The sequence below is a fragment of the Vibrio sinensis genome (genome assembly GCF_003605645.1).
Classification (GTDB): Bacteria; Pseudomonadota; Gammaproteobacteria; order Enterobacterales; family Vibrionaceae; genus Vibrio; species Vibrio sinensis.
In genome coordinates this window covers 1-14,380 of the sequence record NZ_QVMU01000022.1, presented here as the reverse complement: position 1 = coordinate 14,380, position 14,380 = coordinate 1, and the positions used below count along the sequence as shown (strand labels likewise).

Here is a 14,380-nt window from a genome sequence, read left to right as displayed (position 1 = left end):
CAACCTTTTTTCATATTTAGCATAGCAAAGTGATCAGTGTAGAGACGTTTCACTCTCAAGATGGAATGATGGTAAACGCCATTTGAAGCGGACAGCCGCCATTCGTAATAGATAGCCAAACACAAGCGTCACCATTGTTGCCGTTACATCTGGTACGGCAAACTCAAGTAACAACAAGTAAAGTCCCGATGCCGCTAACGCAACAGAGGCATATAACTCTTCATGCAATACGAGGGGAGTTTGACGGCAAATCAAATCACGTAATAGGCCACCAAAAACGCCTGTAACAAGGGCCGACACCATACAAATTCCAGGGTGTAGTTCCATCCCAATCGCGACTTTCGTACCGATAATGCTAAATACAATCAGGCCAAGTGCATCAAGGCGGATGAATAACCCTTTAAACTTGATCACCCATTTAGCTAATCCAGTAGTTAATACACCAGCAATACAAGTAATGGCAAGGAACTCCGGATTTTTAACCCAACCAAGAGGGTAGTGGCCAAGCAAAATATCACGAACAGTACCACCGCCGATTGCCGTAGCACTCGCAACGAGCATTACGCCAAACCAATCCATTTTTCGGCGCCCAGCACTTAACGCACCTGTCATCGCTTCAGCTGTAATCCCAATGATGTATAAAACGCTTAATAGCATTAAGTTCCCCTAGCTTTAAGACCGTACCGATACGATTCCTTTTATTTTGAGATATTTTTAGGAATATGCTGGATAGCGGTATGAACCGTGAAACAGAGTTTTAGTGTTCTGTATCACAAAAATAAAGCAAGAATTTTAGTGGGAATTTCACACACTGACGAATGAGATTTTATGCAAGTGAACCCCACTTTCAGATTAAATAAACTAATGCCCATTATTATCGTGAGGGTTTTACTTAGAAGATAAAGATGCGAGAATGCGTCGCGTTAGAACCACTATTACTGTTTAGGCCATGAAGCACGAATACCAAGACTTGATTAACATTTTTAATGCTACTTTTTTCGCTGAATTTAATACAAAACTCGAACTAGGTGGAGATGAGCCAATTTATCTACCAGCAGACGATAATATTGCGTATCACCGTATTATTTTCGCGCGAGGTTTCTACGCTTCAGGGCTACATGAAATTGCCCATTGGTGTGTGGCTGGGCCACAACGTCGTTTATTGGAAGATTTTGGCTACTGGTATGAACCTGATGGCCGAACAGCCACGGTACAAGCCGAATTCGAAAAAGTTGAGATTCGCCCACAAGCTTACGAATGGATCCTTGCTGTGAGTACAGGTTTTCCCTTTTCAGTGAGCTGCGATAATTTAAATGGTGATTTTGAGCCGAATCGGTTGGAATTTATGAGTAAGGTGCATGATGAAGTTGAAAGTATCTTGCAGCAAGGTATTCCCCCTCGAGTGCTAATGTTGTCTGAAGCATTGCGTACTTTCTACCAAATTCCACCATTGGCAATAAATCAGTTTCAGGTAAAATAATACGTTCCAACAAGGAGTTGCTGGAACGTATTGATAGTGCATGTGTTGATCATCAAGCATACGCTGAAGTGGGGTATTTATCGAATGCCCCAATATTGTTCTTTCGACTTATCATGTATCAGGGTGTAGGTTAGGGGATCTCGATCCTTCTCCATAATCCAAATTACCGCGATGAGGTCAGTACAATGATTTGCTATACGTAAATCATATTGGCCGATGCCCTGATCTAATCTGCCTTTGATCATACAGTTATCAAAATCGATTGCCTTGAGATCACCTTGCGCACCTGAGTTATCACAGATAGAGATGAAAGCTCTAGCGGTTGATCTTGCAGATATATCGACATCGACATCGACTTGATAAACCGAACTAAGATCGTTTTCTTTATCAATTTTTAAGTCCCTAACAGATAATGAGGGTTGGACACCATTATTACTGTCATCATTGGCTCCTTGAATGCCACCGCCACCGGAACTTCCGCCGTCACCATCACCACCTCCGCCACAACCAGCGAGTAACCCTACGAGTAATAACACAATACATTTTGCTGACACGGTGTAAGTTATATTCATTTTAATGACTCCTTAGTCGACAAAAATCTTATTGAGAATAGAGTTGGTGTACCAACTTGGTTCGGTTTGTCCACTCGCGTCTTGAGCGAAATCCGCAAACTTAGGGTAGGCCTGTAAAATGTCTACTGTTTCCAGTGGGTGTTGCCAATTTAGTGGGATCTCAATTGCCCATGGTAGACCGTTTTCATTTTGGAAATAGGCCCCGCCACCGACATTAGTTGCATCATCAGCTTTTCCGAAGTAGCCGGTATTGAACTTGGATGTTGGTGCTTTATTTTTAAGGTGAATTTCGATTTCTCGCCCTGGGTTACCGTTGCTAACTTGTTGGCCAATTTCACCATAGTAATAACCAGGTGTTGCAAAAATGAATGGGTCATAAGGAAAATCAGGCATAGCACTACTGTCAATCGGAGTACTAAATGGCACAATTAGAGACCATTGCAATCGATAGGAAGTCCCGCAACCATTTTCAGTTCTGAACATGTTACAACTGACAGATTCCCCAGCTTCTGTGACGGACCAAAGATCCTCATGGATGATAAACACGGCATCCGTAGTTCCGGTTTCAAGTACTTCTGAGCTTTGAACTTCGCTTCCAATAATGAGTTTAACAGAGTCGCTTTTTATAGAATTGGGAGCAATTCCCGGTAATCTAATCGCAAAACCTGAGTGGTAGTCACCGCCTAATGCAGCAATTTGCCCCTCAATTTTTAGCTGAATGACTTTATTGTTTTGACTGTATTCCGTAAAGCGAACGTTCATTAGTACGTCATTCATATCGTAGTCCCCGACTTTCGGGTATTGATCTTCGTAGGCAAAAGTTGTGTAGTCTGATCCGATGGGATAGTTTTCGACTGTAACTCCCTGATCCGCAACATTGACTTGATAATCTTCGACTTCACCTTGACCAACACCACCATTAGGACCTATATCGCTAGTGTTACTAATTCTGAAGCGAGCCCATGTCGCTCCTGAAATTGCCCAACTTGGAACTGCAATGTTGATAGTGTTTTGTCCGTCATCAACAAATTCACTATTGAATACGCGCTCATCATCATTAAATTTTCCGTCCTGATCCCAGTCAACCCAACCACTAAGAAGTCCCTCACCATCCGACCCCTCAACATTTGCGTAAATGAAACTGGTGGCCCCAATTTCGAGTGGGATAGGAAAGCTGATGCCATCATCATCGTTACTTCCATCTGAGCTATCATCAGATAGTGGATGTGCATAAGCCTCCGTTTCACCATCGATGACTGTTCCAAGCTTGAGATCGGTAATACCATGTCGCGCACCTGCAGATGAGAAAAGTGTACCGTAACTATCAGGTGCATCACCAAAATCGGTGTTGGTACTTGGCTCTACAGGAGCAAGGGCGCATCTTGCTCCATCGTTGGAGTTACTTGAAGGGCCATAAGCAAAGAATTCGGCGCTTGAACTATTCCCATCAATGGTAATTCGGAAAATATGCCCATTGCCGTTGTTACTGGCATAGAGATAACCATCAACATCGAAATATTGAGCGCCAAAAGCCAAGCTGTGTCCTAAAGTCGAGCTATTCAAAACTTGATTTAGGCGTTCACTTGTCCCGGTTTGAGCGTTTATTTTTTGTAAATAGCCGCTGTTATCAACGGAGTAAATGAAACCGTCATCAGGGTGAAACGCCATATCGAGGATTTTGATTTTGCCAATGGTGGCCGACGTTGCGATTTGCGTCATTGCTAAAGTCGTTAGGTCGATGCGAAACAGACCGTAATTGATTCGATAACCAAACCAAGCGTTATCATCGACGGAGACATCACCAACGTAGAATGAAGTCGGAGCTATGCCTAAGTTACTGACTGAAAGAGGATTAGATACAAAGTCGGAGCCAATACGGGTCAATGATTTTGCGCCATAATCCCAGCCATAGATATAATCATCATGTTTACTAAATCCAACACCATTGATTTTGCTAGGACCGACCTCCCAAGATAAGGTGGAATAGCTACCTACATCTATATCAACGCCATAGGCAATAGGTTTGCCTGATGGGTTCTGTATTAAAAAAGCCTGAGTCGGGCATGAGGTAAAGGGTGTTTCAGCCAATACACTGGTGCTATAGCCAAGACTGACTGCCATGAATAGAACGGAGTGTTTAAATAGGTTCGTTTTCATCAACTCATCCTTGTGTGAATGTTATATTTTTCGTGGTTTCCAGTAGTAGTGCATAGGCTGTGCCACCTGTTGAGGCCTTATAATACGTAGTGTTTGCGTTAAAATTCTCAATGTGAGAAGCTCTGCTTTCTTTTTGAGAATCAAACTAAATTAGGCATATTTGAAAGATGATTATTGAATACGAAGAGAAGTTACTTGGACTGATAGATGAGCGTGTATCAACAGCATCAGACGATGAGTTGTTTGCTGGTGGTTACTTACGTGGGCATATTTCGCTTTCAGCGGCTTCTTGTGAAGAAGATGGATTAGTCAATGTTGCTGATCTTAAATCTCGTGTAGACGCTTCTCTTGAAGCAGCTCGTACCGAGTTAACTCCGGCAGATCGTATTGTCGTCAATGATTTGTGGGATGAACTCGTTAACCATATCTAACTATCTAGATAACGAGTTTGTTTAGTTGGTAGATGGGGTTACCCATTCTCAATTTAGAATAATTCGATTTTCAAATCGGTGCCGTTGTCTACCATCTGATTTTTTCAGCAATTCAGTTAACCCTGCTATCTCGACGTTATTTGTTCAAAATTTTCGATTAAGGCCGTAGAAACTTTTTAATGGTGAAGTACTCAGGAATCGCATAGTCTAAATAGACAATAACGTGAGTAAAGAGTAAGGATACCATTATGAAAGTCGTTGTTTTCGGTGCTTCAACAAGCACAACATCCATTAATAAAACGTTGGCTATATATGCGGCTAACTTTATTGAGAATGCCGATGTACAAGTATTGGATTTGAATGACTATGACGTACCGTTATTCAGTGAAGATATGGAAAGAGAGATAGGTCAGGCTGATGGTGCGAAAGCATTCTTGGCTGATATAGCAGCGGCAGACGCATTGATCGTTTCTTTTGCTGAACATAATGGTTCATATACGGCAGCGTATAAAAATCTATTTGATTGGTCGACGCGTATTGAGCGAGAAGTCTTTCAAAATAAACCGGCGGTTTATCTAGCAACTTCACCTGGCCCCGGTGGTGCAAAATCGGTATTAGCGGCGGCGACGGGCTCTGCTCCTTATTTTGGCGCGGATCTGAAAGCATCATTATCAATTCCCAGTTTTTATGAAAATTTCGACTTAGATAGTGGTGCATTGCGCTCTATTGAATTAGCGGAAGAACTGCAAAAAGCAGTCGAAGCACTTAAGTAAGAGAGTCAGTTTTCATGATTAGCTCAACGTAATCACGGATAATTGAATAGAAAACGCCTCGAATCAATCGAGGCGTTTTTACATATTAACGTTTTAGATTATCGACTAGCGCTCAGTGAGGGCTTTTCCTTTCTTTAATCGTCGAACCCACATTCGACTTGGGTGGATTTCTTTAAGTACATTGACAGGCAAAGGCAACGGGTCACCACAAATTTGTGATGCTAATACTTCAGCCATTAATGGTGCTGAACTTAGACCTCTGGAGCCTAAACCCAGCAAACAGTATAAGTTTTGATGCTGAGGTACGGGTATGACATCTTGCTCTGATTGCGATGCTAAATCCGCGTAGCATCGCTTTGTTTCTTCGAGTAATCCGACACCGCCAACAAAAGGTAGGTGGTCACGACTAACACAACGAACGCCTTGGCGAGAGAGGTTACTGGTCGTGTTGACATCATTTGGCCATGTTTGGTTCGGGATGCAGTGACGTAACTTGTTGCCATTTTCTTGTTGAGCGACAGCATCGAATTGGTTATCGATGTGAGTACGATCATAACTAGCCCCAATACAGTGATGGGCATTATTTGGGTTCATTGGGGTCATATAGCCGTCATAACAAAGAACTGTTTTCAACTGAGCTAAAGTATCGGTAGTCGGTATATGACTCACTTGTCCTTTTACTTGTCCTAATGGGATATCGTTCGTTGGTTCTAACTCAGAGAACTGATGTCCATTAGCAATAATGACCGTATCGTGATTAAAACTGGTGGAATCACAGGTCAAGCACCACTCATTTTTGCTTTCATGCCAATCAAGCTTTGTGACCTTATGGTTGAACTTAACAGAAAACAGTGGATTGGAACTTAGCTCTTCGATAAGCCCTTGTGTCAATTCCGCAGGAGACAACCACCCACCTAGAGAGTAATAAACACTTGCTTGATCAATGGGTAATCCAATTCGATCTGCTGTTTGCTCTGGCGTTTGGTAATCAATGAGGAGTGGGTTGAAATTTCCCTCAAGGATATTGTTCAACTTGATGGTTGCTTTCTCATCCCACATTAGCTGTGTAATACCACACCAGTCATGGTCAAACTTAATAGTGACAGCGGCTTGATCGACAAATTGACGAGCAAACAAAAAAGCGGGTGCGAAAATGCGAGAAACTGGAGTCGGTTTACCCGTGAGTAACGGGTAGACAGCACCTTGACGGTTTCCGGACGCTCCTTGAGCCGCTTGTTCATCTTGGCAATAGAGTGTGACTCTTTGCCCACGACGAACCAAGGTTTTGGCGAGTGTGGCACTAGCGATACCACCGCCAATGATGGCAATATCATCATGTGAAGAACTTGGCGTACAAGCAAACCATGGTTTGATGTTACTTTTCATTTCACGCTGATTAAATTGGCCAGCAATCATTTCTCGCTTAGTACCAAAACCTTTGACTTTTTTCATGTCAAATCCGGCTTCAATCAATCCTCTACGAACAAAACCGGCAGCAGTAAAGGTGGCGCAACTGCACTCTTTTTTTGCCAGAGTAGCCATGTTATTGAACAAGTCTTGGTTCCACATCTCTGGGTTTTTGCTCGGCGCAAAACCATCAAGGAACCAAGCATCAATGAGCCCTTGTTCAGGAACGGGTACCATAGGCATGCAGTCTTTAATATCACCAAACCAGAGATCTAAAGTAATCGCACCATCAGCCAGCACAATACGATGGCATTCAGGAACGGCAATAGGATAGTGCTCTTGTAACTGTTTGGCATAATCTGCTAATTCAGGCCATGCTTGATGCGCCTTGATCAAGTCATCCTTACTTAAAGGATATTTTTCAAAGCTGATAAAATGCAGCTCTTTAACTTGCGCATCAGGGTTTTGTTGTCGGAAATGGTCAAACCATTGCCATACTGCTAAAAAATTTAACCCAGTGCCAAACCCAGTCTCTCCGATAACGAATCGACGTTGCTCATAAGTTTGCCATCTTTCAGGTAGGTGATTTTGTTTTAAGAAAACGTAACGTGTTTCTTCTAAGCCGTTTACATTAGAGAAGTAAACGTCATCAAACTGATCAGAAACAGGTGTCCCTACTTCGTTCCAGCCTAATTGAGCATTGGTAATCGAGGTCATAATATCCGAGAACTGTGAAAACAACCGATAAAGTGTAGGAGATTGTACGGTTTTATAGGAAAGCTGACCACTTCTGATGGTCTTCTTAGTTATCATCAGGGCGTGATAACGTTCATTGTATAGTTTTTTCACCACAGATTAGCTTTTTACATTAAACTGAGCTTACGCATTGTGGTTTAGCTACATTGAGCGTCAATTTTTAGAATTATAGGAATGTCATAATGAAACGAGTCGTAATCACCGGTATGGGAATTGTTTCAAGTATCGGTAACAACGTCGAAGAAGTTCTAGCGTCTCTTAAAGCGGGTAAATCTGGCATTACTGCTTCTGAGCAGTTTAAAGAAAAAGGTCTGCGTTCTCAGGTTTGGGGTGATTTAAAAATCAATCCAGCAGAACACATTGATCGTAAGCAGATGCGCTTTATGGGTGATGCGGCTGCGTATGCATACCTATCTATGCAACAAGCAATTGAAGATGCTGGCTTATCTGAAGATCAAGTTTCCAATGACCGTACCGGTATTGTTGCTGGTTCTGGTGGTGCGTCTTCTCTAAACCAAGCGGTAGCAGTCGACACTCTTCGTGAGAAAGGCGTAAAACGTATTGGGCCTTACATGGTACCACGTACAATGTCTTCTACCGTTTCTGCATGTCTAGCAACACCATTCAAAATTCGCGGTGTTAACTACTCAATGAGTTCTGCATGTGCAACATCTGCACACTGTATTGGTCATGCAATGGAACTGATTCAACTTGGCAAACAAGATATTGTATTTGCTGGTGGTGGTGAAGAGCTTGATTGGACATTAACAATGATGTTCGATGCGATGGGCGCACTATCAACTAAATACAATGAAACACCAGAACTTGCATCACGCACATACGATGCAAACCGTGATGGCTTTGTTATCTCTGGTGGCGGCGGCATGATGGTTATCGAAGAGCTAGAACATGCTCTTGCTCGTGGCGCAAAAATCTACGGTGAGATTGTTGGCTACGGCGCAACATCAGACGGTTACGACATGGTAGCACCTTCTGGTGAAGGTGCTGTTCGTTGTATGAAGATGGCGATGCAAGGTCTAGATAGTGTTGATTACGTGAATACTCATGGTACTTCAACACCTGTTGGCGATGTTAAAGAGCTAGGTGCAATTCAAGAAGTATTTGGTGGCCATAGCCCAGCAATCTCTGCAACTAAAGCAATGACAGGCCATGCACTAGGTGCGGCGGGTGTACATGAAGCTATCTATTCAACGCTAATGCTGCACAACGGTTTTGTAGCACCAAGCATCAACATCGATAATCTTGATGAAGCAGCAGCAGGTTTAGACATCGTTACTGAAATGCGTGAAACAGAACTGAACACAGTGATGTCAAACAGCTTTGGTTTCGGTGGTACGAACGCGACGCTTGTTATCAAGAAGTACCAAGCTTAATACCTGAATGTCTGCATTAACGTGAGTTAATGTAGAATCCAGTTTCCGGAGCAGATTGGTTTACGAATCAATCAACAGACGCAGACTCTAACCCCTGGAGAGCGGGTTAGGATCCTTTTGTTCTGGATTGTTGCCCGACATTATGTCGGGCATTTTTCTTTTCTGGACTAAGGAAATTAGCTCGACACTTAGGCTGCTTTTTTGCACAATCTCAGCATTATTCACTAAGAAATAGAAGCTATGAAAATCCTTATCGATGAAAACATGCCCTACGCAAAAGAGTTATTTAGTCAACTAGGTGACGTCATTCTTAAACCAGGCCGTTCGTTAACAGCTGAAGATCTGGTCGATATTGATGCACTAATGATTCGTTCAGTGACTAAAGTTAACGCTGAATTAATAGCCAAAGCGAATAAACTCAAATTTGTCGGTACTGCAACGGCAGGTATGGATCACGTTGATCAAGAGTTGTTGAAAGAAAAAAACATATTCTTTACAGCGGCTCCAGGGTGTAACAAAGTTGGCGTCGCTGAATATGTGTTCAGTATTATGATGGTTCTTGCTCAGCAAGAAGGTTTTTCTGTCTTTAATAAGACCGTTGGTATTATTGGCGCAGGTCAAGTCGGTTCATATCTACAAACGTGTTTGGAAGGCATCGGAATTAAGGTGCTGATTAATGATCCTATCAAACAAGCGCAAGGTGATGCTCGTAGCTTTACGGACTTAGAAACCTTATTAGAAACCGCTGATGTGATTTCACTACATACCCCAATTACTAAGTCAGGACCATTCCCAACACATCACTTGATCAATGAATCTATACTGGGTCAATTACGTGGCGATCAGATTCTAATCAATGCTGCACGTGGCCCAGTGGTTGATAATGAAGCTCTTAAGCGTCGTTTAATGAAAAATGATGGTTTTATTGCTGCATTAGATGTCTTTGAGTATGAACCAGACGTTGATATGGAGCTTCTACCTCTGCTAGCATTCGCAACCCCGCACGTTGCAGGCTATGGCTTAGAGGGTAAAGCGCGCGGTACGACCATGATTTTTAATAGCTATTGTGAATTTTTAGGTAACCCACTGACTGCAGCCGCGAGTGAATTATTACCAATTGCTCCAATTCCACAGCTAAAATTAGAAACAACATGGGATGAAGCAACGCTGCACAATCTGACTCAGATAATTTATGATGTGCGTAAAGATGACGCTCTATTCCGTCGTGAGATCCATAAACCAGGTAGTTTTGACCAAATGCGTAAAGATTACTGGGACAGACGTGAATATGGAGCGGTTAAGTTAATGGGAAGCCAAGATTGTAATCTGGACCCATTAGCGAAATTAGGTTTTCAAGTTGAGGTAAGTGAATGAGCCAACAATTTAACGTGGCCGTGTTTGGCGCAACAGGCGCCGTCGGTGAGACTATTATTGAAGTGCTTCAGGAGCGTAAATTTCCAGTAGGCGAAATATACCTATTGGCGAGTGAGCGCAGTGAAGGAAAAACATACCGCTTTAATGGTAAAACAACACGCGTACAAAACGTTGAGGAGTTTGACTGGTCTCAAGCTCATATTGCACTGTTTTCTGCTGGCAGCGAATTATCGGCGAAGTGGGCTCCTATTGCGGCGGATGAGGGCGTTATTGTTATAGATAACACGTCACAGTTCCGCTATGAATATGATGTTCCACTCGTTGTGCCAGAAGTAAACCCTGAGGCAATTGCAGAGTTTCGTAACCGCAATATTATTGCAAACCCGAACTGTTCAACTATCCAGATGCTAGTGGCTCTGAAACCGATTCATGATGCTGTTGGTATTGAACGTATTAACGTCTCTACTTACCAATCAGTTTCTGGAGCGGGTAAATCAGGTATTGATGAACTAGCAAGCCAAACTGCAAAACTGCTAAATGGTATGCCAGCAGAACCAGAACAGTTCCCTCATCAAATTGCATTTAACTGTATTCCTCAAATCGATCAGATGATGGAAAACGGTTATACCAAAGAAGAGATGAAAATGGTCTGGGAGACTCAGAAAATTTTCAATGATCCATCGATCATGGTTAACCCTACTTGTGTACGAGTACCCGTATTCTTTGGTCATGCAGAAGCGGTACATGTAGAGACTCGTGCACCAATCGATGCTCAAGAAGTCACTCAGTTGTTAGAGAATACTGATGGTATTGAAGTTTTCCAAGGTGATGACTTCCCTAGCCAAGTTCGTGATTCTGGTGGTAAAGACCACGTAATGGTTGGCCGTATTCGTAATGACATTAGCCATCACAGTGGTGTTAACCTTTGGGTCGTTGCTGACAACGTACGTAAAGGCGCGGCAACGAACGCAGTTCAAATTGCTGAAGTACTGATTCGTGACTACTACTAGGTATTTAGCACTAGGTATTTTGCGACATGCAGCATACCTTCGATGATGTTAATCAAAGCCTCGCCATTGTGTGGGGCTTTTTTAATCGGATGAGCATGAATTGTGTGAGATTACTGCGATTATTGCGTCAGCCACACATTTTTTGCCACTATGCCTATAGTTTTGGCACCTTTATCCGATATATTTAACAGATCATATTATTTATCGTTAACTAAGTACAAGACTGAGCCTCATATGCGTCGAATTCTACCGCGTCTTTTACTGCTTTTAGCAGTTGCTGCCGTGACTCAGACATCAATCGTAAATGCAGAAAGTATTCGCATTAAGGGACCTAACGGCGAGATTCAGACATCGCCGCAGTATTCTCAACCAGTATCCCGATCACTTTCTAATGCGAATGAACCGTCACGTTTTTATGGACCGACTACAAAGCAAGATACGCTTTGGAGTATCGCTTCTCGTCTACGTCCTTCTAATCAAGTGTCGGTTCAACAAACTCTTTTTGCGATATTTCAAATAAACCCACAGGCATTTGAAAGCCAAAATATTCATAAGTTGATACCAGGTAGTACGATTCGTATTCCATCTCTTGCACAAGCTCAGCAGGTATCAACGGAAGCTGCGATTAATATCATGGCGGCGCACAAGGCTCGTTTAGCGGGCAATGCAGCACCGGTACAAAACAAGGTTGCTCAGAACGTACCAGTAGCCCCAAAAGATCCCGAATCCATTGAAAAGCCTAAAGTTGAAGCAGTAAAAGCCAATCCGGCGCCTAAGCCTGCTAATACCCTAGCTCCAGCTATAGCTATCTCAAAAACAGAAGATGTACGCGCAGCGAAATCTGATTTGTTGGAAAAGCAACTCAAGCTTTCTGAAAGTGAACTATTGGCTCTTGAGGAAAAAAATCATCGCTTGCGGTTAATGCTTGCAGATGTGCAAAACGAAGTTTCTGGGCTGAAATCTGAACTAGATGATGAATCTCGTATTCGTACTGAAGTCGAAAAACTACTCGAAGAAGAGCGTTTACGTATTGCTGAGCAACAAAAAAATGCGCCAACAGGTTTAGATAAATTACTATCGAATGGTTGGCTTGTTGGGGCTTTAGCCATTATTCCTGCGTTGTTAGTTGGTTTGATTTCATACCTTGTACTTGGTCGACGCAAAGAAGAAGAGGCAGTTGAAGATACTGCTGAACCAATTGCTCCGATCATACCGCCAATGCCTATTCATGAAGAGATTGAAGACGATCTTGCTCTTGATGATGATCTATTTGGTGATACCGGTGATGATATTGACCTGTTTGCGGATGATCTTGATTCCCTTGATGAGCAAGAAAATGATGAGCTTGACGTCTTTGCCGGTCTTAATGATGAAGACCTCGACTTCAATCTAGAAGATGAAAATGTCGAAGACCTTTTTGCTGGTATTGATGATGATGGCGACCTCGATGAGGCGCTTGCTGATCTTGATATGAGCAGTAATGGCATTAGCGTCAATAGCGAGGAGAAAGCGCTTGGCCTTGAGGAGATGGAACGAGCACTCGATGATGTCGTTATTGAAGATAGTAGTGAAGACGATTTTGATTTGTCAGACGAGGCAACATTAAGTCAAGACGAACTGGATTCGCTACTTGGAAGTAGCGATCTTAGCGAGATGGATGATGAACCGAATGACAATATTTTTGATCAGTCGATGCTGGATGAGCTGCTGGCAGAAAACAGCAGTGATTCATTAGAGGAAGATTCGGAAGATGACTTGTTTGCTGGTTTTGAATCTGAGTTTGATTTAAGTTCAGATGATGAATCAGAGCTAGAACCATCATCTGATGAAGATGACATCGATGCATTACTATCTCAGTTTGGCTCAACATCAGATGTTGATTTAGCGCAAGAACGCGACATAGACACGAAAGAACCGTCTTTACCGGATAATAGCGATGATCTCACTCAATTAGAACAAGAGAGTAAAGCGCTATTTGATGAGTTATTTGATGAAAGTTCGCCGTCAACGTCTCGCAGTGATAGCGAATCCGTATTGGATGAATTATGGGAAGAGGAAACTCATCCTACAACATCTAAGCTAAGCGGGGAGAGTACCGAATTACTCGACGAACTCTTAACAGAGGAAAATTCTGAAGAGTTAGATACCGATTCTTTCGCTATGCTGGACGAATTACTTGAAGAGCCTGAAGAGGATGAACTTGATTTAGAGCTCGACGAGGATTCCATTGCACTACTTGATGAATTGCTGGATGACTCTGATGACGAAGATTCTTCATTTGCTCAATTGGATGAAAACAGTACCGATCTATTAGATGAGCTATTTAGTAGTTCTGATGAGAGTGATGAAGATGAAAGTGACTTAGGGGATGAGAGCACGGATCTTTTCGCCGAATTACTTGCTATTGAACAGCAAATTACAGATGACTCTTTTGATGCTGATGCTGATGCTGATGCTGATGCTGAGTCAGAGCTTGATTTAAGTATTCCTAGTGCGGATGCAGAACAAGTTGATAGCAGCAAGTTAGATAACAATACTCCTGCAGAGCCAGAGCCAGAGCCAGAGCCAGAGCCAGAGCCAGAGCCAGAGCCAGAGCCAGAGCCAGAGCCAGAGCCAGAGCCAGAGCCAGAGCCAGAGCCAGAGCCAGAGCCAGAGCCAGAGCCAGAGCCAGAGCCAATTGCATCAGAAGCCATCGCTAATGAATTTGGTATACCTCAAGATGATGATTGGTTAATTGATGATGAGGAGTTTACCGAGCCAGAATTGGTTCAAGAACCCAATCTCGGTGAAGAATCTGAGTTCGACCAAGAATCTCATCTAGATCAAGAGCTTAAGCTAGAGCCTGAATCACTAGAGCAAGAATCAGCGTCAGAGCCAGCCGTTGCGGAAGAGCAACCAGCTGTTGATGATATTGACGATAGCTTTAACTTTGATGACTTTGAATTGCCAGAATTTGGCGAGGAAGAAGCGTTAGCTGAGCTTGATGAAACGCTAGCTGAGCCAGAATTGGCTCAAGAAACCAATCT

11 protein-coding genes are annotated in these 14,380 nt (G+C 42.9%); 7 read left to right on the top strand and 4 right to left on the bottom strand.

Annotation, left to right across the window (positions count from 1 at the left end; genetic code table 11):
• Positions 1-33: 33 nt before the first annotated feature.
• Positions 34-657, bottom strand: coding sequence for a trimeric intracellular cation channel family protein (locus DZ860_RS17950; RefSeq protein WP_120034053.1), 624 nt, complete (start codon positions 655-657; stop codon positions 34-36).
• Positions 658-949: 292 nt separating this feature from the next.
• Here DZ860_RS17950 and DZ860_RS17945 point away from each other — a divergent pair, with 292 nt between their 5' ends.
• Complete coding sequence (locus DZ860_RS17945) at positions 950-1,480, top strand: elongation factor P hydroxylase (protein ID WP_120034051.1); 531 nt, start codon at positions 950-952, stop codon at positions 1,478-1,480.
• A gap of 77 nt (positions 1,481-1,557) precedes the next feature.
• On the opposite strand, the gene DZ860_RS17940 is transcribed toward DZ860_RS17945, so the two are convergent.
• Both DZ860_RS17940 and DZ860_RS17935 read right to left on the bottom strand, forming a co-directional pair.
• Positions 1,558-2,052, bottom strand: a complete 495-nt coding sequence (locus tag DZ860_RS17940; protein ID WP_120034050.1) for a hypothetical protein — start codon at positions 2,050-2,052, stop codon at positions 1,558-1,560.
• A gap of 12 nt (positions 2,053-2,064) precedes the next feature.
• Complete coding sequence (locus DZ860_RS17935; RefSeq protein WP_120034048.1) at positions 2,065-4,209, bottom strand: LruC domain-containing protein; 2,145 nt, start codon at positions 4,207-4,209, stop codon at positions 2,065-2,067.
• Positions 4,210-4,376: 167 nt separating this feature from the next.
• On the opposite strand from DZ860_RS17935, the gene DZ860_RS17930 reads away from it, so the two are divergent.
• Both DZ860_RS17930 and DZ860_RS17925 read left to right on the top strand, forming a co-directional pair.
• On the top strand, positions 4,377-4,640 hold the full coding sequence (locus DZ860_RS17930) for a YfcL family protein (protein ID WP_120034046.1): 264 nt from the start codon (positions 4,377-4,379) through the stop codon (positions 4,638-4,640).
• A gap of 248 nt (positions 4,641-4,888) precedes the next feature.
• Positions 4,889-5,413 carry an NADPH-dependent FMN reductase gene (locus tag DZ860_RS17925; protein WP_120034044.1) on the top strand — a complete coding sequence of 175 codons (525 nt, stop codon included), beginning with the start codon at positions 4,889-4,891 and terminating at the stop codon, positions 5,411-5,413.
• Between the two features lie 105 nt (positions 5,414-5,518).
• Here DZ860_RS17925 and mnmC read toward each other — a convergent pair whose 3' ends face one another.
• Positions 5,519-7,537: a bifunctional tRNA (5-methylaminomethyl-2-thiouridine)(34)-methyltransferase MnmC2/FAD-dependent 5-carboxymethylaminomethyl-2-thiouridine(34) oxidoreductase MnmC1 gene (gene mnmC, locus DZ860_RS17920; RefSeq protein ID WP_120034042.1), complete on the bottom strand. Its 2,019-nt coding sequence runs from the start codon at positions 7,535-7,537 to the stop codon at positions 5,519-5,521.
• A gap of 221 nt (positions 7,538-7,758) precedes the next feature.
• On the opposite strand from mnmC, the gene fabB reads away from it, so the two are divergent.
• From fabB to DZ860_RS17900, 4 genes are all read left to right on the top strand, one after another.
• The gene (gene fabB / locus DZ860_RS17915) at positions 7,759-8,970 is read left to right on the top strand and encodes a beta-ketoacyl-ACP synthase I (RefSeq protein WP_120034041.1); all 1,212 of its coding nucleotides are present in this window, start codon (positions 7,759-7,761) and stop codon (positions 8,968-8,970) included.
• A 240-nt stretch (positions 8,971-9,210) separates the two neighbouring features.
• Positions 9,211-10,344, top strand: coding sequence for a 4-phosphoerythronate dehydrogenase (locus tag DZ860_RS17910; protein WP_120034039.1), 1,134 nt, complete (start codon positions 9,211-9,213; stop codon positions 10,342-10,344).
• A complete protein-coding gene (locus tag DZ860_RS17905) occupies positions 10,341-11,354 on the top strand; it encodes an aspartate-semialdehyde dehydrogenase (protein WP_120034037.1) in 1,014 nt (337 codons plus the stop codon). Before DZ860_RS17910 ends, DZ860_RS17905 begins: the two co-directional genes overlap by 4 nt.
• 234 nt (positions 11,355-11,588) lie before the next feature.
• On the top strand, positions 11,589-14,380 hold a 2,792-nt coding region (locus tag DZ860_RS17900), incomplete at its 3' end, for a FimV/HubP family polar landmark protein (protein ID WP_279386838.1).

Excerpts from the sequence above, each read along its gene's own strand:
- DZ860_RS17905 (WP_120034037.1), top strand. The coding sequence starts at position 10,341 with ATGAGCCAACAATTTAACGTGGCCGTGTTTGGCGCAACAGGCGCCGTC.
- DZ860_RS17940 (WP_120034050.1), bottom strand. The coding sequence starts at position 2,052 with ATGAATATAACTTACACCGTGTCAGCAAAATGTATTGTGTTATTACTC.
- DZ860_RS17950 (WP_120034053.1), bottom strand. The coding sequence starts at position 657 with ATGCTATTAAGCGTTTTATACATCATTGGGATTACAGCTGAAGCGATG.
- DZ860_RS17925 (WP_120034044.1), top strand. The coding sequence starts at position 4,889 with ATGAAAGTCGTTGTTTTCGGTGCTTCAACAAGCACAACATCCATTAAT.
- DZ860_RS17930 (WP_120034046.1), top strand. The coding sequence starts at position 4,377 with ATGATTATTGAATACGAAGAGAAGTTACTTGGACTGATAGATGAGCGT.
- fabB (WP_120034041.1), top strand. The coding sequence starts at position 7,759 with ATGAAACGAGTCGTAATCACCGGTATGGGAATTGTTTCAAGTATCGGT.
- mnmC (WP_120034042.1), bottom strand. The coding sequence starts at position 7,537 with ATGACCTCGATTACCAATGCTCAATTAGGCTGGAACGAAGTAGGGACA.
- DZ860_RS17935 (WP_120034048.1), bottom strand. The coding sequence starts at position 4,209 with ATGAAAACGAACCTATTTAAACACTCCGTTCTATTCATGGCAGTCAGT.
- DZ860_RS17910 (WP_120034039.1), top strand. The coding sequence starts at position 9,211 with ATGAAAATCCTTATCGATGAAAACATGCCCTACGCAAAAGAGTTATTT.
- DZ860_RS17945 (WP_120034051.1), top strand. The coding sequence starts at position 950 with ATGAAGCACGAATACCAAGACTTGATTAACATTTTTAATGCTACTTTT.